We start from the raw sequence: 23,789 nt of genomic DNA, 5'->3' as shown, positions 1-23,789 counted from the left end.
CAAGGAGTTCGCCATGCAACGACAGGATACGCACAGCAAGCTGATTGGCTACCTGCTGTGGATTTTCGGCTTTCTCGGTTCGCACCGTTTCTACTACGGCAAACCGGTCACCGGCACCATTTGGTTCTTCACCCTGGGATTGTTCTTCATCGGTTGGATCATTGACCTGTTCCTGATTCCGGCGATGGATCGCGAGGCCGACCTGCGTTTTACCGCAGGTGATACTGACTACAACGTGGCGTGGATCCTGCTGACCTTCCTTGGCATTTTCGGCGTACACCGCATGTATCAGGGCAAGTGGATCACCGGGATCATCTACCTGTTTACCGGCGGCCTGTTCCTGATCGGCGTGCTCTACGACTTCTGGACGCTCAATACGCAGATCTCGATCAAGAACGCGCAGCGCGGTTGAGTCAGGGGAATCAAGCGCCGTTGCCCGGATGCACTCCGGGGAAAATGAAAAAGGGCATCCCACGGAATGCCCTTTTTCGTAGCGTTGGCGGTATCAGTCGTCGCTGTCGTCGTCATCCCCACCGTCGACCTTCATGCCCAGTTCCTTGATCTTGCGCGTCAGGGTGTTACGACCCCAGCCCAGCAGCAAGGCGGCGTCGCGGCGGCGGCCGGCGGTGTGCTTGAGCGCGGTCTCGATCATGATGCGCTCGAACGCCGGCACAGCGCTGTCGAGCAGGTTGGACTGGCCGCGTGCCAGGGCCTGGTCGGCCCAGAGGCGCAGCGCCTGCTCCCAGTTGGTCACTGGTGCGGCGTCCTGCGGCTGGGTCAGCAGCTCGGGCGGCAGGTCGTCGACGTGCACTTCGCGACCCGAGGCCATGACGGTGATCCAGCGGCAGGTGTTCTCCAACTGGCGCACGTTGCCCGGCCAGGGCAGGTGCTTGAGGTAGTCCTCGGTTTCGCTCTTGAGCAATTTCGGCTCCACCGCCAGTTCCTGCGCGGCGCGGGCGAGGAAGTGGTGGGCCAGGGTCGGGATGTCCTCGCGGCGATCGGCCAGGCGCGGGATGTGAATGCGGATGACGTTGAGGCGGTGGAACAGATCTTCACGGAACTTGCCGGCTGTCACCAGGGTTTCCAGGTTCTGGTGGGTGGCGGCGATGATGCGCACGTCAACCTTCACCGGGGTGTGACCACCAACGCGGTAGAACTCGCCATCGGCCAATACGCGCAGCAGGCGCGTTTGGGTGTCGGCCGGCATGTCGCCGATTTCGTCGAGGAACAGCGTGCCGCCATCGGCCTGTTCGAAACGGCCGCGACGCTGGTTGGCCGCGCCGGTGAAGGCGCCTTTCTCGTGGCCGAACAGCTCGGACTCCATCAGGTCCTTGGGAATTGCCGCCATGTTCAGGGCAATGAACGGCGCTGCTGCGCGTGGGCTATGGCGGTGCAGGGCGTGCGCCACCAGCTCTTTACCCGTACCGGATTCGCCGTTGATCAGCACGGTGATATTGGAGTGGCTCAAGCGGCCGATAGCGCGGAACACCTCCTGCATCGCCGGTGCTTCACCGATGATTTCCGGGGTACGCGCCTGCGCAGCCGGGACGGCCAGGCTCTGCTGTTCCTGAGCATGCTGGAAGGCGCGCTTGACCAGTGAAACGGCCTCGTCGACGTCGAACGGCTTGGGCAGGTACTCGAAGGCGCCGCCCTGGTAACTGGCTACTGCGCTGTCCAGGTCCGAATGGGCGGTCATGATGATCACCGGCAAGCGCGGATACAGCTCGCGGATGCGGGCCAGCAGGTCGAGGCCGCTGGCGCCGGGCATGCGGATGTCGGAGATGATCACGTCCGGCTGTTGGCGGGCCAGGCGGGCGAGTACACCGTCGGCACTGTCGAAACTCTGGGTGGTCATGCCTTCCTGTTGCAGGGCCTTTTCCAGTACCCAGCGGATGGAACGATCGTCGTCGACAATCCAGACGGTTTCACTGCGGCTCATGGCGTGGGCGCTCCTTGTTCCAGCGGTAGGAAGATCGAGAATACGGTGTGGCCGGGATAGCTCTCGCACTCGATCAGCCCCTGGTGCTGGCTGATGATGTTCTGGGTGATGGCCAGGCCCAGACCGGTGCCGTCGGCACGACCGCTGACCATGGGATAGAAGATGGTTTCCTGCAGTTCCGGCGGAATGCCGGGACCGTTGTCGATGATCTCGACCTTGACCACCAGGCGATGGCGCGTATGGCCAATGGTGAACTGGCGCAGGGTGCGGGTACGCAGGCTGATGCGCCCGAGGCCCATGTCATGCTTCTGCCCGGCGATGGCCTGCATGGCGTTGCGCACGATATTGAGCACGGCCTGGATCATCTGCTCACGGTCGATCAGCAGATCCGGAATGCTTGGGTCGTAGTCGCGCACCAAGGTGATGCTGCCTTGGCTTTCCGCCTCGATCAGGTTGGCGACGCGCTCCAGCACCTCGTGCACGTTGGTCATCGCCAGCGACGGCAGCTTGTTCGAGCCGAGCATGCGGTCGACCAGGTTACGCAAGCGGTCGGCCTCTTCGATGATGACGTTGGTGTAGTCCTTGAGCTCTTCGTTGGGCAGTTCGCGCGACAGCAGTTGCGCCGCACCGCGAATGCCGCCGAGCGGATTCTTGATTTCGTGGGCCAGGCCGCGCACCAGCAGTTTGGTGGTTTCCTGCTTGGACAGCTGCGCCTCTTCCTTGGTGATGCGCAGCAGGCGGTCGCGCGGGTGCACTTCCAGCAGCAGCAGGGTCTCGCCCATGCTGAACAGCGGTGTTACCGCGTAGTCCACGGTCAGCGTCTGGCCGGTGACCGAGGTCAATACGGCTTCGCGCTTGTTGAATGGGTGCGCCTGTTCCACCGCCTGGCGCAAGGATGACAGCGCCTCGGGCGATTCGGTGAACAGGTCGCTGATGAACTGACCATGGCTGCGCTGGCCGCTGACGGCCAGAAGCATCTCCGCCGCCGGGTTCATGTACTCAAGGCACAGCTGGCTGTTGAGCAGCAGGGTGGCGGTGGTCAGGTTGTCGAGTAGCAGGCGGTGCAGCGCGTCGTTGATGGTCATAGGCAGTGCGTTCCGGCGATGGGGCAGGAAAATGCAAGAAGCAAACCAAAGCCCCGAAAAGACGCATTATTTGTGCGGTCTGCCAGGTTTTGGTGGTGCTGCGGCGAAGAGGGCGGGGGAAAACGACCCAAAATGGTGAGGGCTTAGGAGGTGGTGCGCTATATCGCACCATTATGGTGCGTTTGAGTTCAGAAGAAGGGAAGGATGCTGACCTCTTCCTTGGGTTTGTCTTTCAGCGGGCATTCGGGGCGAACGCCGTATTCATCTTTCTTGCACGGATTGATCTTGCGTTTCTGCGCCAGGGTCATGCGGTGCATGTGGAAGGGTTGCGCCGGTGTGCGTTCGACGATGAGCCCGGCGGAGTCGATGATTTCTGCCACCAGTTGGTGCGTGCCACGGTCGACATGCTGCAAGGAGAACACCGGGCTGCGGCTGATCTCGCCTTGAGGTTCGCCGTCGAGCAGCAGCCGGTAGCTATGGCCGGGCAGCAGGCCCGGCTCGCTGTTGAGGGTGACGATCATGTCGCCGGAACCGTTATGGATAGAGGCGTCCGGCTCCGGCACGAGAATGCGCAGCAGCTGATAGTGCACGGTCGGTTTGCTTACCGCGGGTGGCGGGGCCATGCGCACCGTGGGTTGGGGCTGGCTCATTTGCGCGCTGTTGGACGGCGCGAGCACCACTCGTTCGGCATTGCTGCTGCGCGGTTTGTCAGTGAAAACGCGGTTACCTTCAGCATCGATATAGGTATAGACCTGAGCCAAAGCCGCTTGGGTGATGAACAGCAGGCAGAGCAGCAGTGTACGCATCGTGGTCAGTTCGTCGGTCTTGGGGTCGGGCGCGGTGGCGTGACCGGTGGGCGAGCAGGGCTGTTGACGCTGATGCGCTGCACGGTAAAGGTTTCGGTGGCGCTCTGCTGGATGATGCGTTCGCCGGCCACCACTGCTACCGCCAGGCTGTGTGCGCCACGGTCAAGGTTGGTCAGTTGCAGGCTCGGTACGTTGCTGGCCTGGCCGTATGGCTTGCCATCGAGAATCAGGCGTAGCTGGTGGCCGGGCTGCAGGCGCGGCTGAATGTTCACGCCGACGATGAAGGTGCCGTTGTTGGCGCGCATCGCTTCGTCGTCCGGGATGCCGGTGAGGCTCAGCACCGAGTAGGGCGCTTCGCTCTGCGCTGGCGCGTTGTCGTCGCTCGCCGGCATGCTCGGCGTCTGCATCTCCACCGTATTGGTTGGCGGCAGGTTGACGCTTTCGGCGGCCGTGCCATCGGGCGGCTGGTTGGTGAAGACCGTGTTGCCGTTGGCGTCGGTGTATTTGTAGATCTGCGCACTGGCCGGCAGGGCCAGGGCAAGCAGCAGGCAGGCGAGTAGCAGGCGCATGGGCCGATCCTTCCGCGGATGATGCGCTAAGCCTTGCACTGCTGGCGGTTCCTGGCAAGCGCAGGGCTCCATGGCTGTGATATTCGGCTACAAAAAGTGGACTCGGATCTGCCGTAGGCGCGAGCGTCGCGAGCGAAGCTCTTCAGCTCGCCAGGTTCGCTCGCGATGCTCGCTCCTACAGGGCATGGTGCCGCTGCGTGTCCATGAAAAAGCCCCGCCAGGCAGGGCCGGGCAGGGCTTTTGAAACGCGCCGCACGAGGGCGGTGCGAGACTGGCTTAGACGCTGTAGTACAGGTCGTATTCCAGCGGGTGTACGAAGGTACGTACCTTGATTTCTTCTTCCGATTTCAGCTCGATGTAGGCATCGATGAAGTCGTCGGAGAACACGCCGCCCTTGGTCAGGAACGCGCGGCCCTTGTCCAGCTCTTCCAGGGCTTCTTTCAGGCTGCCGCAGACCTGCGGGATCAGCTTGCCTTCTTCCGGCGGCAGGTCGTACAGGTTCTTGTCGGCGGCATCGCCCGGGTGGATCTTGTTCTGGATACCGTCCAGACCGGCCATCAGCAGTGCAGCGAAGCACAGGTACGGGTTGGCAGCCGGGTCTGGGAAACGCGCTTCGATACGGCGGGCTTTCGGGCTGGAAACGTACGGAATACGGATCGAAGCGCTGCGGTTGCGAGCCGAGTAGGCCAGCATGACCGGCGCTTCGAAGCCCGGAACCAGGCGCTTGTAGGAGTTGGTCGACGGGTTGGTGAAGCCGTTCAGGGCCTTACCGTGCTTGATGATGCCGCCGATGAAGTACAGGGCGGTCTCGGACAGACCGGCATAGCCTTCGCCTGCGAAGGTGTTCTTGCCGTCTTTGGAGATCGACATGTGCACGTGCATCCCCGAGCCGTTGTCGCCGTACAGCGGCTTCGGCATGAAGGTAGCGGTCTTGCCGTAGGCGTCGGCCACGTTGTGCACGCAGTACTTCAGGGTCTGAACTTCGTCAGCCTTGGCGACCAGGGTGTTGAACTTCACGCCGATTTCGTTCTGACCGGCAGTGGCCACTTCGTGGTGGTGCACTTCGACGACCAGGCCCATTTCTTCCATGGCATTACACATGGCAGTACGGATTTCGTGGTCGTGGTCGCACGGCGGAACCGGGAAGTAACCACCTTTGACGGCGGGACGGTGGCCTTTGTTGCCGCCTTCCACGTCCTGGTCGGTCATCCAGGAGCCTTGCTCGGAGTAGATCTTGAACATCGAGCCGGAGATGTCGGACTTGAACTTCACTTCGTCGAAGATGAAGAACTCGGGCTCCGGGCCGACGAATACGGTGTCACCGATGCCGGTGGTTTTCAGGAACTCTTCGGCACGCTTGGCGATGGAGCGCGGGTCACGATCGTAGCCCTGCATGGTGCTTGGCTCAATGATGTCGCAAACGATGATCAGGGTCGGCTCTTCGGTGAACGGGTCCAGTACCGAAGTTTCGTCGACCGGCATCAGGATCATGTCGGAGGCTTCGATGCCTTTCCAGCCATGGATGGACGAGCCGTCGAACATTTTGCCGTGCTCGAAGAAGTCTTCGTCCAGGGCGTCACGGGCCGGCATGGTCACGTGGTGCTGCTTGCCTTTGGTATCGGTGAAGCGCAGGTCTACCCACTTCACGTCGTGTTCTTTGATCAGTTGAACAGCCTTAGACATGTTGTCCTCCAGATGGAAAAGGCTCGCTTCGTGGAGCCCCGATATGTGCGGTGAAGCCCGGCGGGATAGTCCTTTAGGGCGACCTGCCTCACAAGGGAGCAAATTGCATGCCAGTGCCCTTTATTGGGCAGAGGCCGCGAAACTCAGGCGCTACGCCGGCTGCGCGCCGATTCCGCGGAGATATTTGCACTATTTAAGGGCTGAAATTTATGGAAAAGGCCTATTTTGGTGCGCCAACTTGGGGTTGCAGTATTTTTGGTCAAAGCTTGAACAATTTCCGCTATAATCCGCGCCCCTGTTTTTTCGTCCCCCAAGCGGGCGCTCTATTCATGAAGCTCATCGTCAAAGTTTTCCCGGAAATCACCATCAAGAGCCGCCCGGTGCGCAAGCAGTTCATTCGCCAGCTGGGGAAGAACATTCGCTCCGTGCTGCGTGATCTTGACCCTGCTCTGCGGGTCACGGGTGTCTGGGACAACCTCGAGGTCGAGACCGACCTGGACGATCCCAAGCTGCTGGCCGAGATGACCGAACGCCTGCGCAACACTCCGGGCATTGGTTTGTTCCTCGAGGTGAATGAGTACCCGCTGGGCGATTTGGACGAGATCACTGAACACTGCAAGCGCCACTACGCCGACCAGTTGCCGGGCAAGATCTTCGCCGTGCGTTGCAAGCGTGGCGGCAAGCACGCGTTCAGCTCAATCGATGTCGAACGCCATGTCGGTTCACGTCTGCGTCAGGAGTGCGGTGCGGCCGGTATCGACCTGAAGAAACCGGAAGTCGAAGTGCGCATGGAAATTCGCGACCAGCGCCTCTTCGTGGTGCATAACCGCCACGAAGGCCTCGGCGGTTACCCGCTGGGCTCGTTGGAACAGACCCTGGTGCTGATGAGCGGCGGCTTCGACTCCACCGTCGCGGCCTATCAGATGATGCGCCGCGGCCTGGTCAGCCACTTCTGCTTCTTCAATCTCGGTGGCCGTGCCCATGAACTGGGCGTGATGGAAGTGGCGCACTATATTTGGCAGAAGTTTGGCCGTTCGCAGCGCGTGCTGTTCGTCAGCGTGCCGTTCGAAGAAGTGGTCGGCGAGATTCTCGGCAAGGTCGACAACAGCCAGATGGGTGTGATCCTCAAGCGCATGATGCTGCGCGCGGCTACTCGTGTTGCCGAAAAACTGCAGATCGAAGCGCTGGTCACCGGTGAGGCGATCAGCCAGGTGTCGAGCCAGACCCTGACCAACCTGGCGGTGATCGATTCGGCGACCGACATGCTGGTCATGCGCCCGCTGATTGCCAGCCACAAACAGGACATCATCGACACCGCCACGCAAATCGGTACCGCCGAGTTCGCCAAGAACATGCCCGAATACTGCGGCGTGATCTCGGTCAACCCGACCACCAAGGCCCGCGGTTACCGCGTGGAGAAGGAGGAGGCGCAGTTCGACATGGCCATCCTCGATCGCGCCCTGGAGCGCGCCACCCAACTGCCCATCGACCGCGTGATCGACGAACTGGGCAAGGACGTGCAGGTCGAGGAAGTGCGCGAAGCCCTGGCCGGGCACATCGTCATCGACATTCGCCACCCCGACGCCGCCGAAGACGAGCCGCTCGACGTGCCGGGTGTCGAGGTGCAGGCGCTGCCGTTCTACGCGCTGAACAACAAATTCAAGGAACTGGATGAGAACCGCCAGTACCTGCTGTATTGCGACAAGGGCGTCATGAGCCGCCTGCATGCCCATCACCTGCTGAGCGAGGGGCATGCCAATGTGCGCGTTTATCGTCCGACATAAGACGCCGGGGCTTAATGGCGGCAGTATCCGCCATCGCCCTCCCGACCCGGGGCACCTCTAAAAACTACCTGCGTTGTCATTGCTGCGTTAAAAACAAGCTCAAAATGCTCACATAGCTCGTAAAGTCGAGCGCGACTCCGACCGTTTTTCGCTTGTTTCTGCCTTGCACTGACTGCCTCGCCTACGTTTATAGAGGTGCCCCGATCAGCTCGCTGATCCCAGTTTCTACATATTCGTCGTCCAGGCTGGGCGACACACCGAATCCTCTGATCGAGATACATACAGTGATCGAAAAACTGCGCAACATCGCCATCATCGCCCACGTCGACCATGGCAAAACCACCCTCGTCGACGCCCTGCTGCGTCAATCCGGCACCCTTGAGCGTAACGAGCTCAACGACGAGCGCGTGATGGACAGCAACGACCAGGAAAAAGAGCGCGGCATCACCATTCTGGCCAAGAACACCGCCATCAAATGGAACGACTACCGCATCAACATCGTCGACACCCCCGGCCACGCCGACTTCGGCGGTGAAGTAGAGCGCGTGATGTCGATGGTCGACTCCGTACTGCTGGTGGTCGACGCCCAGGACGGCCCGATGCCGCAAACCCGCTTCGTGACCAAGAAGGCCTTCGAGGCCGGCCTCAAGCCGATCGTCGTGATCAACAAGATCGACCGTCCGGGCGCGCGTCCTGACTGGGTCATGGATCAGATCTTCGACCTGTTCGATAACCTCGGCGCCACCGATGAGCAACTCGACTTCCAGGTCGTCTACGCCAGCGCCCTGAACGGCATCGCCGGTCTCGACCACACCGCCATGGCCGAAGACCTGACCCCGCTGTACCAGGCCATCGTCGACCACGTACCGGCGCCGAACGTCGACCTCGACGGCCCGTTCCAGATGCAGATCTCCGCGCTGGACTACAACAGCTTCCTCGGCATCATCGGTGTCGGCCGTATCGCCCGTGGTCGCGTCAAGCCGAACACGCCGGTAGTGGCCATCGACGTCGACGGCAAGAAGCGTAACGGCCGTATCCTCAAGCTGATGGGCCACCATGGCCTGCACCGCGTAGACGTCGAAGAAGCCACCGCCGGTGACATCGTCTGCGTCAGCGGCATGGACCAGCTGTTCATCTCCGACACCCTGTGCGACATCAACCATGTCGAGGCGATGAAGCCGCTGACCGTCGACGAGCCGACCGTGTCGATGACCTTCCAGGTCAACGATTCGCCGTTCTGCGGCAAGGAAGGCAAGTTCGTCACCAGCCGCAACATCAAGGAGCGTCTGGACAAGGAGCTGCTGTACAACGTGGCCCTGCGCGTTGAAGAGGGCGACAGCGCCGACAAGTTCAAGGTCTCCGGTCGTGGCGAGCTGCACCTCTCGGTACTGATCGAAACCATGCGCCGCGAAGGCTTCGAAATGGGCGTCGGCCGTCCGGAAGTGATCATCCGTGAAGTCAACGGCGTCAAGCAGGAACCGTACGAGAACGTCACCATCGACATCCCGGAAGAAGCCCAGGGCAAGGTCATGGAAGAGATGGGCCTGCGTAAGGGCGACCTGACCAACATGGCGCCGGACGGCAAAGGTCGTGTGCGCCTGGAATACAACATCCCGGCTCGCGGTCTGATCGGTTTCCGTAACCAGTTCCTGACCCTGACCAACGGCGCCGGCATCCTGACCTCGATCTTCGACCGTTACGACACCGTTAAGCCGGGCACCATGTCTGGCCGTCAGAACGGCGTACTGGTGTCGATCGATACCGGCAAGGCGCTGACCTACTCCCTGGAAACCCTGCAGGCGCGCGGCAAGCTGTTCATCGAGCACGGCCAGGAAATCTACAACGGTCAGATCATCGGCCTGAACAGCCGCGACAACGACCTGGGCGTCAACCCCACGAAGGGCAAGAAGCTCGACAACATGCGTGCTTCGGGTAAAGACGAAACCATCGCCCTGGTGCCGCCGGTTCGCTTCACCCTGGAGCAGGCTCTGGAGTTCATCCAGGATGACGAGCTGTGCGAAGTGACGCCGAAGTCGATCCGTCTGCGCAAGAAGATCCTCGACGAAGGCGAGCGCACCCGCGCTGCCAAGAAAGCCAACAAGGCTTGATGCGGCTAGCTTAGCGCTGTAACTGAAAAGCCCCGCCAGAGCGATCTGGCGGGGCTTTTTTGTGGGTTTCCGCCGAGCGCCGGGACGCGCGGGCATGAGTCGCGGGCTAGCGGCTCAGCTCATACACACAGATGTTTACCGTGCTGGCCAGGTTCAGTGACTCGATCGCGCCGCTGCCGGCGATGCTGAACGGCGTGGCGTTGAGCTCGCTCAGCGCCTGGCTGGGGACGCCGCGCGCTTCGTTGCCGAACAGGTAGCACTCGGCCTGCGCGAAGGCCGGTGCGCGCAGGCTTTGGCCCTGCATGTCGAGGCAGGCGATGCGTGCAAAGCGCGTGCTCAGGTTGTCGAGGCTGACATCCTGCTCGATGGGGGTGTGAAAGATTGCCCCCATGCTGGCGCGCACCACCTTGGGATTGAAGGGGTCGACGCTGCCGGGGCTGAGCAGGCAGCGGAAGCCGCCGAACCAGGCGAGGCTGCGCAGGATGGTGCCGAGGTTGCCGGGGTCCTGGATCTCGTGCAGGTAGATGGCCTTGCCGGCCGGCGCCGACGGGCCGGAGCCAATCGCCGCCATCGGCACTACCGCGATGATCCCCTGGGGGGTCTTGGTGTCGGCGATCTGCGCCATCTGCCGGTCACTGATCAGGTGCGTCCTGAACGGGCTCTGCCAGTGCTCGTAGGCGGCCGTGACGTAGAGTTCGCTGCTTGCCAGCAGGGGCGCGTGCTGCGCCGCTTTCTGCAGTTCCAGCACCAGGTGTTCGCCCTCGACGAGGAAGTGGCCGAATTGCTCCCGGTACTTTTTCTGCTGCAGTTTCTTGACGTCGTCGAGTTTCATGGAAAGCCTGGAAAGGGGCGTGAAAGCGGGGCTCCCCGCGGTAGCGAGGCCGCTGCGATTGTACCTGCCACCCGGCGGGCTGTCAGGCTGCAGGGCCGGCCGGCGTGAGCCGGAGGGCTGCGATGGCTTATACTCGCGACAATTGTGCAGCCCGGGTCACCATGCCGGCGGGCTGCCTTCCTGGAATTGATCTGGTTGAACGATGAAACGCTCAAAAAGCAGCAGCCGCTGGCTGAACGAACATGTGAACGATCCCTACGTGAAGCAGGCGCAGAAGGACGGCTACCGCTCGCGTGCCGCCTACAAGCTGATCGAGATCAACGAAAAGGACAAGCTGATTCGTCCCGGTATGCTGATGATGGACCTGGGCTCGGCCCCCGGTGGCTGGTCGCAGATCGCCGGACGTATGGTGGGGGCCACCGGCCGGGTAATCGCCAGCGACATCCTGCCGATGGATTCGCTCGATAACGTCGACTTCATTCAGGGTGACTTCACCGACGACAAGGTGTTCCAGCAGATTCTCGATCTGCTCGATGGTCGTCGCCCGGATTTGATCGTCTCTGACATCGCCCCCAATATCAGCGGCGTCGGCGTGGCCGATCAGGCAGCGTCGATGTATCTGGTGGAACTGGTGCTGGACATGGCCCGACAGGTGCTCAAACCTGGCGGCAACTTCGTCGCCAAGGTGTTTCAGGGCGAGGGTTCGGATGAGTACCTGCGCGACGTACGGCGTTCCTTCGAGAAGGTCATGGTGCGCAAGCCGGCAGCCTCGCGTCCGCGTTCGCGTGAGGTGTACTTCGTCGCCAAGGGCTTCAAGGGCGACGCTCAGTAAGGATCAGTCTGCGCGCCCGCGCGGCGTTTGTGCTGAGCCAGTCAGCGCTCGGCGTTCTGTGATGCGCTTGCGGCGGGGAGGCTTACGGGGGAAGTGGCCGGCTTAATGAGGCCGGCCACTGGCATGGCCCAGCGGGGCGGCGTCAGCCCTCTACCTGGCGCAGTTGCGCCGGGGTGTCGCCGAGGTTGTTGAGCATGCGCTCGCTGTACCAGTCGAGGAAGTTGATCACGCCGAACTCGTAGGTCTTGGAATACGGGCCCGGCTGGTAGGCGGTGGAGTTGATGCCGCGCTGGTTTTCCTCGCCGAGGCGTCGATCCTGGTCGTTGGTGGCGTCCCACACCTGGCGCAGGCGCGCCACGTCATAGTCGACGCCTTCTACTGCATCCTTGTGCACCAGCCATTTGGTGATGACGATCGTCTCCTGGGCGCTGATCGGCCATACGGTGAAGTTGATCAGGTGATCGCCCATGCAGTGGTTCCACGAATGCGGCAGGTGCAGGATGCGCATGGAGCCCAGGTCCGGGTCGGTGATGCGCCCCATCAGCTTGTTACAGCCTGGCTTGCCGTCCATGGTCATGGAAACGGTGCCCTTGAGCAGCGGCATGCGCACGATGCGGTTGCGCAGACCGAAGCTGGCGTGGGCGTAGGGAATGTTGTCCTTGTCCCAGCGGCCGGTGCATTCGGCCACCTGATCCTTGAACGCCTGGCTGGCGCGTGGGTCGGTGACGTCATCCCATTCCAGCAGGGTGTTGAGCAGTTCCGGGTGCGAACCGTTGCAGTGGTAGCACTCGCGGTTGTTCTCGATCACCAGCTTCCAGTTGGCCTTCTCGTGCATGACGCTCTGCACCGCGACCTTGGTGTTCTCCATGTCGTACGGCTCCATGTAATGAGCCAGGGTGCTCAGGAACTCGTCGATGGCCGGCGGGTTGTCCGCCAGGCTGATGAAGATGAAGCCGCCAGCGGTCTTGCAGTTGACCGGTTTGAGGTTGTAGTCGGAGAGCTTGAAGCCTTCGCCCATCTCGGTGCCGGCGAACAACAGGCGACCATCGAGCTCATAAGTCCATTGGTGGTAGGGGCAGACCAGCTTGGCGACCTTGCCTTTGTCGGAGACGCACAGGCGCGAACCGCGATGGCGGCAGACGTTGTGGAAGGCATGGATCTGACCTTCGGCACCGCGGATGACGATGATCGGGTTGTCGCCGATCTGCAGGGTGAGGAAGTTGCCCTTGGTCGGGATTTCGCTGGTCATGCCGGCGATCAACCATTCCTTGTGGAAGATCTCCTGCATGTCGACCTGGAACAGGCGCTCGTCGTTGTAGAACGGCTGCGGCAGCGAGAAGCTGTGGTCGCGTTCGTGCAGCATCTGCGCGGTGGCCTTGCGGACGGGCTCCAGCGGGTCGCCCAGGCTCAGATTTTGGGTGCAGTCCATGTTGGCTCCTCAGTGGCTGGCGCGTTATGCCTGCCGGAAAAAGTGGCTGATACGGTATGTGCCGCAAGGTGGTCGTTTATCACTGCCGCCTGCGATGGGCGTGCATGCGTGGTGAGGCGGAGTGTGGAGCCGAGCCAAGGCGAAACCTTATCCATGGGCGACATGGCCGGATGCGTTTCCGACGCGCTAGCCCCCGTGCTATCAGGCAGGTCGCGATAAGCATGTGGATGTCGCTGGTAGATAAATGACGGTGCTCGGCCTTTCGCACAATCCGCCGTATATAGGCCGATATCCGGCCGTGTGGAGAGCTGTTCATGACCACCACCAACGCCTTCCTCAACCCGGTTACCACGCAGACCTGGACCAACGGCCGCCACCTGGTGCGTTGCGTCAAGGTGATCCAGGAAACCTGGGATGTGCGCACCTTCTGCTTCATGGCCGACCAGCCCGTGCTGTTCTTCTTCAAGCCCGGGCAGTTCGTCACCCTGGAGCTGGAGATCGATGGCCAGCCGATCATGCGCTCCTACACCATTTCCAGCTCGCCTTCGGTGCCGTACAGCTTCTCCATCACCATCAAGCGGGTGCCGGGCGGCAAGGTGTCGAACTGGCTGCACGACAACTTCAAGGAAGGCGACGAGGTGCCAGTGCATGGGCCGGTGGGCCTGTTCAATGCCATCGATTTTCCCTCCGACAAGGTGCTGTTCCTCTCCGGTGGGGTCGGCATCACGCCGGTGATGTCGATGGCGCGCTGGTTCTACGACACCAATGCCAATGTCGACATGGTCTTCGTGCACAGCGCCCGTTCGCCGAAGGACATCATCTACCAGCGCGAGCTGGAGCACATGGCGGCGCGCATCAACAATTTCAGCCTGCACGTGATCTGCGAAAAGCATGGCCTGGGTGAGTCCTGGGCTGGCTATCGCGGTTACCTGAACAAGCCAATGCTGGAGCTGATGGCACCGGACTTCCTCGAACGCGAAATATTCTGCTGTGGCCCGACGCCCTACATGAGCGCGGTCAAGCGTCTGCTCGAGGCGGCGGGCTATGACATGAGCCGCTACCACGAGGAGGCCTTCGGCCCGACGCCACCGGAGATCCGCGCCGAGGTCAAGGAACTGGCCGCCGAAGCCGCCGAGGCGCCCGAGGTGCCGGTGGCCGAGCTCAATCAGGTGGAGTTCATCAGTACCGGCAAGAGCATCCGTGTGGTGCCTGGTGAAACCGTGCACGCCGCTGCGGCCAAGCTTGGCCTGCATATCCCTAAGGCCTGTGGCATGGGTATCTGCGGTACCTGCAAGGTGATGAAGACCGCCGGGGAAGTGGAAATGGAGCACAACGGCGGCATCACCGACGAGGATGTGGCCGAGGGCTACATCCTGTCGTGTTGCAGCGTGCCGAAAGGGGATGTGGCGATCGACTATTGATCGCCACCTTGGTTCTGGTCGCGGTTAAAGCCCCTCCCACAGGTGCGTCATGGCGTCATTCAGGCGCTCATTACTTCACGGATATCCGCGGCCAACTGACGTACGCGGGCTTCGTCGGTATCCCAGCTGCACATGAAGCGCGCGCCGCCAGCGCCGATGAAGGTGTAGAAGCGCCAGCCACGGGCGGTGAGGGCGGCGATGGCCGGCTCCGACAGTTGCAGGAACACGCCGTTGGCTTCCACCGGGAACATCAGGCTGACGCCGGGTACATCCGCCACCAGGGTGGCCAGCAACTGCGCGCAGCGGTTGGCGTGGTTGGCGTATTTCAGCCAGACATCGTTCTGCAGGATGCCGACCCAGGGCGCGGACAGGTAGCGCATCTTCGAGGCCAGTTGGCCGGCCTGCTTGCAGCGGTAGTCGAAGTCCTCGGCCAGATCCTTGTTGAAGAAGACGATGGCCTCACCGACGGCCATGCCGTTCTTGGTGCCGCCGAAACACAGCACGTCGACGCCGGCCTTCCAGGTCAGCTCTGCCGGGCTGCAGCCGAGGAAGGCGCAGGCGTTGGAGAAGCGTGCGCCGTCCATGTGCAGGTGCAGGCCCAGCTCCTCGCAGACCTGGCTGATGGCGCGGACTTCTTCCGGGCGATAGACAGTGCCTACTTCGGTGGCCTGGGTGAGGGTGACCACGCGCGGTTTCGGGTAGTGGATATCCTGACGCTTGCGGGCGATCTCGCGGATCGCTTGCGGGGTCAGCTTGCCGTTATCGGTCTTGGCCAGCAGCAGCTTGGAGCCGTTGGAGAAGAACTCCGGTGCGCCGCATTCGTCGGTTTCGACGTGGGCGGTCTCCGAGCAGATCACGCTGTGGTAGCTCTGGCACAGCGAGGCCAGGGCCAGGGAGTTGGCCGCGGTGCCGTTGAAGGCGAAGAACACCTCGCAGTCGGTCTCGAACAGGCGGCGGAAGTGATCGGCAGCGCGCGCCGTCCATTCGTCATCGCCGTAGGCGCGCTGGTGGCCCTGGTTGGCCTCGGCCATGGCGGCCCAGGCTTCGGGACAGATGCCGGAGTAGTTGTCGCTGGCGAATTGCTGGGCATTGTCGGGCATTGGCGCGTTCCTTCTGAAAAACCTGCCGGCGGGTCTGCCGGGAAAGCCTCTACTTTAACCCTGCGGCTATCTGTCAGGCGTCCGTCGCCGCGACGAGTTGTTGCGCTGAAGCGTACTGCCGAGTCGGTTCGTGGCCAAACGTTCGGCTAGCAGATGGAACTTGAAGCTTGCTCTGGCGTTCACACTTACCAGAGGGCGGCAGTCGATCCGCTCTCCGCAATCAAGAGAAGGAGTTTCCCATGACTTATCGTCACCTGCTCGCCCTTGCTCTGCCGCTGGCCGTGGCGCTGCCCGTTTCCGCTGCCGAGTGGTCGGATGATGCCAAGACCGAATTCGTTCAGCAGTGCATCGCTGGCGCACCGGCAGGCTACGAGGAGCCACAACTGCGTGCTTATTGCGACTGCGCTGCGACCAGCGTCAGCAAGGAATTCAGCGAGGCCGAGTTGCAGGAAATGAGTCGCCAGTCTCCGCCTGACCCTACCATGCAGCAGCGCCTGGTGAATGCCTCCAGCAGTTGCGGAGAGAAACTCAAACCATAAGTGGCTGAGTAAATAACGTGCGCTTGTGCCGGAGCCCCGTGGGCTCTGGCCTGGCGCCGGATTTCCACAGGCAGTGCACAGTGGCGCCCACAGTATTTGTGCACAAGCCGCGTCTATCTATTTGATCCTGTTCGATTTTTAGCCGTCTCTCGGCAAGCCCCGGCTGCTCTGGCTTCGCGCCTGCGTCGAACAGCCTATGCACAGTTTCATCCACATCTTCTGTGCATATCCCCAACCGATCCCTGCCTCTCGCTCATGTCGCTGGTGGATAAGCCAGGGTGGCGGTGCGGGTGTATGGATATTGAGCGCAGCCCTGTATCGCAGTGAGTGCAAGGCCGGCAGCAATCTGCTGACAGCTTTTCCACAGGCTAGTCCACGGCTTCTGTGTATGGCTGATGTTGTTAACTGCTTGATATCGATCAGGAATGACCTTTTTGCGGGAGCCCCTGCCATTCCTGGGGGCGGGCGTTGTATGCACGGTTTATCCACAGTTTGATCCCCGTGATTTGTGTGCAAACCAGCGGCGCACCCGCGACGCGCCTGATTGCGACAAGGCCATGTCGCAAACGAATGCTCTCACGGCGTTGGCAGGCATTTGGGCGGGCAGGGGCGGCCCTACCATCGCTGCACAGGGCCTTGCCGGCCTGCCCGTCCAAGACCGCCGCCCACAGGCGCTGCAGGAGAGTTGAGATGTTCAGCAAGCAGGATCAGATTCAGGGTTACGACGACGAGTTGCTCGCGGCGATCGATCAGGAAGAACGCCGTCAGGAAGAGCATATCGAGCTGATCGCCTCGGAGAACTACTGCAGTCAGCGGGTGATGGAAGCGCAGGGCAGCGGCCTGACCAACAAGTACGCCGAAGGTTATCCGGGCAAGCGTTATTACGGTGGCTGCGAGTATGTCGACAAGGTCGAGCAACTGGCCATCGACCGCGCCAAGGCGCTGTTCGGCGCCGATTACGCCAACGTTCAGCCGCACTCCGGTTCCTCGGCCAACAGCGCCGTGTACCTGGCGTTGCTCAATGCCGGCGACACTATCCTCGGCATGAGCCTGGCCCACGGCGGCCACCTGACTCACGGCGCCAAGGTGTCGTCCTCGGGCAAACTCTACAACGCCGTGCAGTACGGCCTGGACACCGCTACCGGGCTGATCGACTACGACGAGGTCGAGCGCCTGGCCGTGGAGCACAAGCCGAAGATCATCGTCGCCGGGTTTTCCGCCTACTCCAAGACCCTGGATTTCCCGCGCTTTCGCGCCATCGCCGACAAGGTCGGTGCGCTGCTGTTCGTCGACATGGCCCACGTCGCTGGCCTGGTCGCCGCCGGCCTGTATCCGAACCCGATTCCCTTCGCCGATGTTGTCACTACCACCACGCACAAAACCCTGCGTGGCCCGCGTGGCGGCCTGATCCTGGCCAAGGCCAACGAAGAGATCGAGAAGAAGCTCAACTCCGCGGTGTTCCCCGGTGCCCAGGGCGGCCCGCTGATGCACGTCATCGCGGCCAAGGCGGTGTGCTTCAAGGAGGCCATGGAGCCCGAGTTCAAGGCTTACCAGCAGCAAGTCATCGACAACGCCCAGGCCATGGCCAGGGTGTTCATCGAGCGCGGCTACGAGGTGGTCTCCGGCGGCACCGACAACCATCTGTTTTTGCTCAGCCTGATCAAGCAGGGGCTGACCGGTAAGGAGGCCGATGCTGCGCTGGGCCGCGCCGGCATCACCGTGAACAAGAACGCCGTGCCCAACGACCCGCAGTCGCCGTTCGTGACCTCGGGCATCCGCATCGGTACGCCGGCCGTCACCACCCGTGGTTTCAAGGTCGCCCAGTGCCAGGCGCTGGCCGGCTGGATCTGCGACATCCTCGATCACCTCGGCGATGCCGATGTCGAGGCGCAGGTGGCCAAGCTGGTCGCCGGGCTGTGCGCGGACTACCCCGTATACCGCTAAAGCCTTCTGCTCTGTTGTAGGAGCCAGCTTGCTGGCGATCCAGCCGAGCTCGTTGTAATGGATCGCCAGCAAGCTGGCTCCTACAGGTTAGGCGTTCGAGAACAGATTCAAGGAGCATCTTCATGCAACGTTATTCCGGCTTCGGCCTGTTCAAGCACTCGTTCAGCCACCATGAGAACTGGCAGCGCATGTGGCGCAACCCGACGCCCAAGCCGGTGTACGACGTGGTCATCGTCGGCGGTGGCGGCCACGGCCTGGCCACGGCCTATTACCTGGCCAAGGAATTCGGCGTGAAGAACGTCGCCGTGGTCGAGAAGGGCTGGCTCGGCGGCGGCAACACCGCGCGCAACACCACCATCGTGCGTTCCAACTACCTGTGGGACGAGTCCGCGCAGCTCTACGAACACGCCATGAAACTGTGGGAAGGTCTGTCGCAGGACATCAACTACAACGTCATGTTCTCCCAGCGTGGCGTCTACAACCTCTGCCACACCCTGCAGGACATGCGTGACGCCGAGCGCCGTGTCAGCGCCAACCGCCTCAACGGCGTGGATGGCGAACTGCTGGATGCCAAGCAGGTGGCTGAGGAGATTCCCTACCTCGACTGCAGCAAGAACACCCGTTATCCGGTGATGGGTTCCACCGTACAGCGTCGCGGTGGCGTTGCCCGTCACGACGCCGTGGCCTGGGGCTACGCACGTGCCGCCGATGCCCTGGGCGTCGACCTGATCCAGAACACCGAGGTGATCGGTTTCCGCAAACAGAACGGTGCGGTGATCGGCGTGGAGACCAACAAGGGTTTCATCGGCGCCAAGCGCGTCGGTGTGGTCACTGCCGGTAATTCCGGGCATATGGCGGGGCTCGCCGGCTTCCGTCTGCCGCTGGAATCGCACCCGCTGCAAGCGCTGGTGTCCGAGCCGATCAAACCGATCATCGACAGCGTGATCATGTCCAACGCCGTGCATGGCTACATCAGCCAGTCGGACAAGGGCGATCTGGTCATCGGTGCCGGCATCGACGGCTACAACGGCTACGGCCAGCGCGGCTCCTACCACACTATCGAGCACACCCTGCAGGCCATCGTCGAGATGTTCCCGGTGCTCTCGCGAGTGCGTATGAACCGCCAGTGGGGCGGCATCGTCGATACCAGCCCGGATGCCTGCCCGATCATCTCCAAGACTCCGGTGGACAACCTGTTCTTCAACTGCGGTTGGGGCACTGGTGGCTTCAAGGCCACGCCGGGTTCGGGCCACGTGTTCGCCGCCAGCCTGGCCAAGGGTGAGATGCACCCGCTGGCCAAACCGTTCTCCATCGACCGTTTTCACACCGGCGCAGTGATCGACGAGCACGGCGCCGCTGCAGTGGCCCATTAAACATTCATCCCGTAGGGATGACATCCGATGACCCTCTCCCGCTTGCGGGAGAGGGTGGCCCGCAGGGCCGGGAGAGGGCGGTTCGGCCAACACCGTAGCCCTCTCCCCCGACCCCTCTCCCACAAGTGGGAGAGGGGAGAACAAAACGTCCTCCTCCGCTTGCGGGAGAGGGTGCCCGAAGGGCGGGAGAGGGTGCTGAGTTCGGCACCGCAGCTCCCAGTAACTGACTCGGGGGATGGCGTGCATAGAGCAGCCCTCTCCCCCAGCCCCTCTCCCGCAAGCGGGAGAGGGGAGTAAAGCAAGCGGAGGCTCCACCATGCTGCACATCTTCTGCCCTTACTGTGGCGAACTGCGCTCCGAAGAGGAATTCCACGCCAAGGGTCAGGCGCACATCGCCCGCCCGCTCGATCCCGATGCCTGCAGTGATGCGGAGTGGGGCGAGTACATGTTCTTCCGCGACAACCCGCGCGGCATTCACCACGAGCTGTGGGTGCACGCGGCCGGTTGCCGCAAGTATTTCAACGCCACCCGCCACACCGTGACCTACGAGATCCTCGAGACCTACAAGGTCGGCGAGAAGCCTTCGGTCACCGCAGCCGCGGCCACCGACAAGCAAGCCGTGGCAGAAGGAGTAACGGCATGAGTCAGGTCAATCGTCTTGCCAAGGGTGGTCGCATCGACCGCAGCCAGGCACTGAGCTTCACCTTCAACGGCCAGACCTATCAGGGTTTCGCCGGCGACAGCCTGGCCGCCGCGCTGCTGGCCAACGGCGTCGACATCGTCGGCCGCAGCTTCAAGTACTCGCGCCCACGCGGCATCGTCGCTGCGGGCGCGGAAGAGCCCAATGCCGTGCTGCAGATCGGCTCCACCGAGGCGGCGCAAATTCCTAACGTACGCGCCACCCAGCAGGCGCTGTACAGCGGCCTGGTGGCCAACAGCACCAACGGCTGGCCGAGCGTTAACACCGACCTGATGGGCATCCTCGGCAAGGTCGGTGGCGGCATGATGCCGCCCGGTTTCTACTACAAGACCTTCATGTATCCGCAGAACCTGTGGATGACCTATGAGAAGTACATCCGTAAGGCCGCAGGCTTAGGTCGCTCGCCCACCGAGGTCGACCCGGATATCTACGACCAGCTCAACCAGCACTGCGACGTGCTGATCGTCGGCGCCGGCCCTGCCGGTCTCGCCGCCGCGCTGGCTGCTGGCCGTAGCGGTGCGCGGGTGATTCTTGCCGATGAACAGGAAGAGTTCGGCGGCAGCCTGCTCGACACTCGCGAAACCCTCGACGGCAAGCCCGCCGCCGACTGGGTAGCGCAGGTCATCGCCGAGTTGCAGGCAATGCCGGAAGTGACCCTGCTGCCTCGCGCCACGGTCAACGGTTACCACGACCACAACTTCCTCACCATCCATCAGCGCCTGACCGATCACCTCGGTGAAACCGCGCCGATGGGCCAGGCCCGTCAGCGCATGCACCGCGTGCGTGCCAAGCGTGTGGTGTTGGCCAGCGGCGCCCATGAGCGGCCGCTGGTGTACGCCAACAACGATGTACCGGGCAATATGCTGGCTGGCGCCGTGTCGACCTACGTTCGTCGCTATGGCGTGGCGCCAGGGCAGGAACTGGTGTTGTCGACCAACAACGATTACGCCTACCGCGTGGTGCTCGACTGGCTCGATGCCGGGCGCAAGGTGGTGGCTGTTGCCGATGCGCGCAGCAACCCGCGCGGCAGCTGGGTCGAGGAAGCGCGTGCGCGTGGCGTGCGCATCCTCACCGGCAGCGCAGTGGTCGAGGCACGTGGCAGCAAGCGCGTGACCGGTGCGCGTATCTGCGCCATCGATGCCAAGGCACACAAGGTCACCAGCCCTGGCGAAGTGCTCGACTGCGACCTGATCGTCAGCTCCGGTGGCTACAGCCCGGTGGTGCACCTGGCGTCGCACCTGGGTGGTCGCCCCGAATGGCGCGAGGACATCCTCGGTTTCGTTCCCGGGCCGGGCAACGGCATCCAGCAGCGCATCGACGCGGGTGCGGTGAATGGCGTGTTCGCCCTCGGCGACGTGCTTGCCAATGGCTTCGAGGCGGGCGCCAAGGCGGCTGCCGAGACTGGCTACAAGGCCGTCAGTGGCAGTCTGCCGAAGGTCGAAGCGCGTCAGGATGAGCCGATGCTGGCGCTGTTCCAGGTGCCGCACGACAAGCCAACGGCACGTGCGCCCAAGCAGTTCGTCGACCTGCAGAACGACGTCACCGCGGCCGGCATCGAGCTGGCAACGCGTGAAGGCTTCGAGTCGGTCGAGCATGTCAAACGCTACACCGCACTGGGCTTCGGCACCGACCAGGGCAAGCTGGGCAACATCAACGGCCTGGCTATCGCCGCGCGTTCGATGGGCATCAGCATCGTGCAGATGGGCACCACCATGTTCCGTCCGAATTACACGCCGGTGACTTTCGGCGCCGTGGCCGGTCGCCACTGTGGCGAGCTGTTCGATGCCAAGCGCTACACCGCGATGCAGGCCTGGCATGTGAAGAACGGCGCCGAGTTCGAGGACGTCGGCCAGTGGAAGCGCCCCTGGTACTTCCCGAAAAATGGCGAGGACCTGCACGCAGCCGTGGCCCGCGAGTGCCTGGCCGTGCGGGGCAGCGTGGGTATCCTCGATGCTTCCACCCTGGGCAAGATCGACATTCAGGGCCCGGATGCGCGCGAGTTCCTCAACCGCGTCTACACCAACGCCTGGACCAAGCTCGATGTGGGCAAGGCGCGCTATGGCCTGATGTGCAAGGAAGATGGCATGGTCTTCGACGACGGCGTTACCGCCTGTCTCGGCGACAACCATTTCCTCATGACCACCACCACTGGCGGCGCGGCGCGCGTGCTGGAATGGCTGGAAATATACCACCAGACCGAATGGCCGGAGCTGAAGGTGTACTTCACCTCGGTCACCGACCACTGGGCGACCATGACCCTGTCCGGCCCCAACAGCCGCAAGCTGCTGGCCAAGGTCACCGATATCGACCTGGACAAGGACGCCTTCCCCTTCATGAGCTGGAAGGAAGGTCTGGTTGGCGGTGTGCCGGCGCGGGTGTTCCGCATTTCCTTCACCGGCGAGCTGAGCTACGAAGTGAACGTGCAGGCCGACTACGCCCTGGGCGTGTGGGAGCAGATCATCGAAGCCGGCAAGGAGTTCGACCTGACGTCTTACGGCACCGAGACCATGCACGTACTGCGTGCCGAGAAAGGCTTCATCATCGTTGGCCAGGACACCGACGCCTCGGTGACCCCGGACGATCTGAACATGGGCTGGTGCGTCGGCCGTACCAAGCCGTTCTCCTGGATCGGCAAGCGTGGCATGAACCGCGCCGACTGCCTGCGCGAAGACCGCAAGCAGCTGGTCGGGCTGAAACCGGTCGACCCGAATCAGGTGCTGCCGGAAGGCGCACAACTGGTGTTCGACCCGAAACAGTCCATCCCGATGCAGATGGTCGGCCACGTCACCTCCAGCTACATGAGCGCGGCCATGGGTTACAGCTTCGCCATGGCGGTGGTCAAGGGCGGCCTCAAGCGCATGGGCGAGCGTGTGTTCGCGCCGCTGGCCAATGGCAGCGTGATCGAGGCCGAAATCTGCAGCTCCGTGTTCTATGACCCGAAAGGGGATCGCCAGAATGTCTAACGTCAACGTCTATCAGCAACGCCCCGCCGACATCGCCGGGCAGTCGCCACTGCACCACGCCGGCCTGCATGAGCTGGTCGGCAAGGGCCGCAAGAACGCCGGCATCACCCTGCGCGAGAAGAAACTGCGCGGGCATCTGGTGATTCGTGGGGATGCCAAGGACGCCGGTTTCTCCGGCGGTGTGCACAAGGCCCTGGGCCTGGAACTGCCGGTGGCGCTGACCCTGGTCGCCGACGGCGACACCTCGCTGCAGTGGCTGGGCCCGGACGAATGGCTGCTGATCGTGCCCGGCGGCAGCGAGTTCGAGGTCGAGCGCCGGCTGCGCGAAGCGCTGGATGGCCAGCATATCTCGGTGGTCAACGTCAGCGGCGGACAGACCCTGCTGGAGCTATCCGGGCCGAAGGTGCGTGAACTGCTGATGAAATCGACCAGCTACGACGTGCACCCGAGCAAATTCCCGGTGGGCAAGGCGGTGGGCACGGTGTTCGCCAAGTCCCAACTGGTGATTCGCCACACTGGCGAGGAGACCTGGGAGCTGGTGATCCGCCGCAGCTTCGCCGACTACTTCTGGCTGTGGCTGCAGGATGCCAGTGCCGAGTATGGGTTGGCGGTTGAGGCCTGAAGCTGAACCTGAGGTATACGCGGACAGCTCCCTCTTCCTCCCGGAGACGACTGCATGGAG

The 23,789-nt window shown here is 62.5% G+C and carries 19 protein-coding genes; 11 read left to right on the top strand and 8 right to left on the bottom strand.

The genetic code is table 11. The annotated features are described in order from the left end of the window. Nucleotides 1–13: 13 nt before the first annotated feature. A complete protein-coding gene (locus tag DBO86_RS08120) occupies nt 14–412 on the top strand; it encodes an NINE protein (protein ID WP_108233432.1) in 399 nt (132 codons plus the stop codon). A gap of 93 nt (nt 413–505) precedes the next feature. Here DBO86_RS08120 and ntrC read toward each other — a convergent pair whose 3' ends face one another. The 5 genes from ntrC to glnA all read right to left on the bottom strand — a co-directional run bounded on the left by ntrC (nt 506) and on the right by glnA (nt 6,082). Further along, the gene (gene ntrC, locus DBO86_RS08115) at nt 506–1,939 is read right to left on the bottom strand and encodes a nitrogen regulation protein NR(I) (RefSeq protein WP_108233431.1); all 1,434 of its coding nucleotides are present in this window, start codon (nt 1,937–1,939) and stop codon (nt 506–508) included. Then, nucleotides 1,936–3,024, bottom strand: a complete 1,089-nt coding sequence (glnL, locus tag DBO86_RS08110) for a nitrogen regulation protein NR(II) (protein WP_106733306.1) — start codon at nt 3,022–3,024, stop codon at nt 1,936–1,938. Before glnL ends, ntrC begins: the two co-directional genes overlap by 4 nt. A gap of 188 nt (nt 3,025–3,212) precedes the next feature. Beyond that, complete coding sequence (locus DBO86_RS08105) at nt 3,213–3,830, bottom strand: DUF4124 domain-containing protein (RefSeq protein ID WP_108233430.1); 618 nt, start codon at nt 3,828–3,830, stop codon at nt 3,213–3,215. Between the two features lie 5 nt (nt 3,831–3,835). After that, a complete protein-coding gene (locus DBO86_RS08100) occupies nt 3,836–4,399 on the bottom strand; it encodes a DUF4124 domain-containing protein (RefSeq protein ID WP_108233429.1) in 564 nt (187 codons plus the stop codon). 276 nt (nt 4,400–4,675) lie between these two features. Next, nucleotides 4,676–6,082: a glutamate--ammonia ligase gene (glnA, locus tag DBO86_RS08095; protein WP_013717510.1), complete on the bottom strand. Its 1,407-nt coding sequence runs from the start codon at nt 6,080–6,082 to the stop codon at nt 4,676–4,678. A gap of 329 nt (nt 6,083–6,411) precedes the next feature. On the opposite strand from glnA, the gene thiI reads away from it, so the two are divergent. Next, on the top strand, nt 6,412–7,866 hold the full coding sequence (thiI, locus tag DBO86_RS08090; protein ID WP_108233428.1) for a tRNA uracil 4-sulfurtransferase ThiI: 1,455 nt from the start codon (nt 6,412–6,414) through the stop codon (nt 7,864–7,866). Nucleotides 7,867–8,150: 284 nt separating this feature from the next. Next, nucleotides 8,151–9,974: a translational GTPase TypA gene (gene typA, locus DBO86_RS08080; RefSeq protein ID WP_039965278.1), complete on the top strand. Its 1,824-nt coding sequence runs from the start codon at nt 8,151–8,153 to the stop codon at nt 9,972–9,974. Nucleotides 9,975–10,080: 106 nt separating this feature from the next. Here typA and DBO86_RS08075 read toward each other — a convergent pair whose 3' ends face one another. Next, nucleotides 10,081–10,806 carry a TrmH family RNA methyltransferase gene (locus tag DBO86_RS08075; protein ID WP_003463914.1) on the bottom strand — a complete coding sequence of 242 codons (726 nt, stop codon included), beginning with the start codon at nt 10,804–10,806 and terminating at the stop codon, nt 10,081–10,083. Nucleotides 10,807–11,008: 202 nt separating this feature from the next. Here DBO86_RS08075 and rlmE point away from each other — a divergent pair, with 202 nt between their 5' ends. Beyond that, nucleotides 11,009–11,638 (top strand): 23S rRNA (uridine(2552)-2'-O)-methyltransferase RlmE, encoded by a 630-nt coding sequence (gene rlmE, locus DBO86_RS08070; protein WP_003463912.1) that lies wholly within the window; start codon nt 11,009–11,011, stop codon nt 11,636–11,638. A 142-nt stretch (nt 11,639–11,780) separates the two neighbouring features. Here the strand turns inward: rlmE and gbcA are convergent, their stop codons facing one another. Beyond that, complete coding sequence (gene gbcA, locus DBO86_RS08065; protein WP_108233427.1) at nt 11,781–13,067, bottom strand: glycine-betaine demethylase subunit GbcA; 1,287 nt, start codon at nt 13,065–13,067, stop codon at nt 11,781–11,783. Between the two features lie 314 nt (nt 13,068–13,381). Between gbcA and gbcB the strand changes: the two genes are divergently transcribed. Further along, complete coding sequence (gene gbcB / locus DBO86_RS08055; RefSeq protein WP_074855396.1) at nt 13,382–14,488, top strand: glycine-betaine demethylase subunit GbcB; 1,107 nt, start codon at nt 13,382–13,384, stop codon at nt 14,486–14,488. A gap of 59 nt (nt 14,489–14,547) precedes the next feature. Here gbcB and DBO86_RS08050 read toward each other — a convergent pair whose 3' ends face one another. Further along, nucleotides 14,548–15,588, bottom strand: a complete 1,041-nt coding sequence (locus tag DBO86_RS08050) for a threonine aldolase family protein (protein WP_108233425.1) — start codon at nt 15,586–15,588, stop codon at nt 14,548–14,550. Nucleotides 15,589–15,827: 239 nt separating this feature from the next. Between DBO86_RS08050 and DBO86_RS08045 the strand changes: the two genes are divergently transcribed. The 6 genes from DBO86_RS08045 to DBO86_RS08015 all read left to right on the top strand — a co-directional run bounded on the left by DBO86_RS08045 (nt 15,828) and on the right by DBO86_RS08015 (nt 23,729). Next, nucleotides 15,828–16,127: a hypothetical protein gene (locus DBO86_RS08045; RefSeq protein WP_003463904.1), complete on the top strand. Its 300-nt coding sequence runs from the start codon at nt 15,828–15,830 to the stop codon at nt 16,125–16,127. Between the two features lie 690 nt (nt 16,128–16,817). After that, nucleotides 16,818–18,071, top strand: coding sequence for a serine hydroxymethyltransferase (gene glyA / locus DBO86_RS08035; RefSeq protein WP_108233424.1), 1,254 nt, complete (start codon nt 16,818–16,820; stop codon nt 18,069–18,071). A gap of 122 nt (nt 18,072–18,193) precedes the next feature. After that, entirely contained in the window at nt 18,194–19,444 is a 1,251-nt protein-coding gene (locus DBO86_RS08030; RefSeq protein WP_108233423.1) for a sarcosine oxidase subunit beta family protein, read from the top strand. A 316-nt stretch (nt 19,445–19,760) separates the two neighbouring features. After that, entirely contained in the window at nt 19,761–20,087 is a 327-nt protein-coding gene (locus tag DBO86_RS08025; protein WP_017675818.1) for a sarcosine oxidase subunit delta, read from the top strand. Next, the gene (locus DBO86_RS08020; RefSeq protein ID WP_108233422.1) at nt 20,084–23,107 is read left to right on the top strand and encodes a sarcosine oxidase subunit alpha; all 3,024 of its coding nucleotides are present in this window, start codon (nt 20,084–20,086) and stop codon (nt 23,105–23,107) included. Before DBO86_RS08025 ends, DBO86_RS08020 begins: the two co-directional genes overlap by 4 nt. Further along, nucleotides 23,100–23,729 (top strand): sarcosine oxidase subunit gamma, encoded by a 630-nt coding sequence (locus DBO86_RS08015; protein WP_108233421.1) that lies wholly within the window; start codon nt 23,100–23,102, stop codon nt 23,727–23,729. Before DBO86_RS08020 ends, DBO86_RS08015 begins: the two co-directional genes overlap by 8 nt. Nucleotides 23,730–23,789 lie beyond the last annotated feature (60 nt).

Source organism: Ectopseudomonas oleovorans (assembly GCF_003052605.1).
Classification (GTDB): domain Bacteria; phylum Pseudomonadota; class Gammaproteobacteria; order Pseudomonadales; family Pseudomonadaceae; genus Aquipseudomonas; species Aquipseudomonas oleovorans_A.
This window is presented reverse-complemented; position numbering and strand designations above follow the sequence as displayed.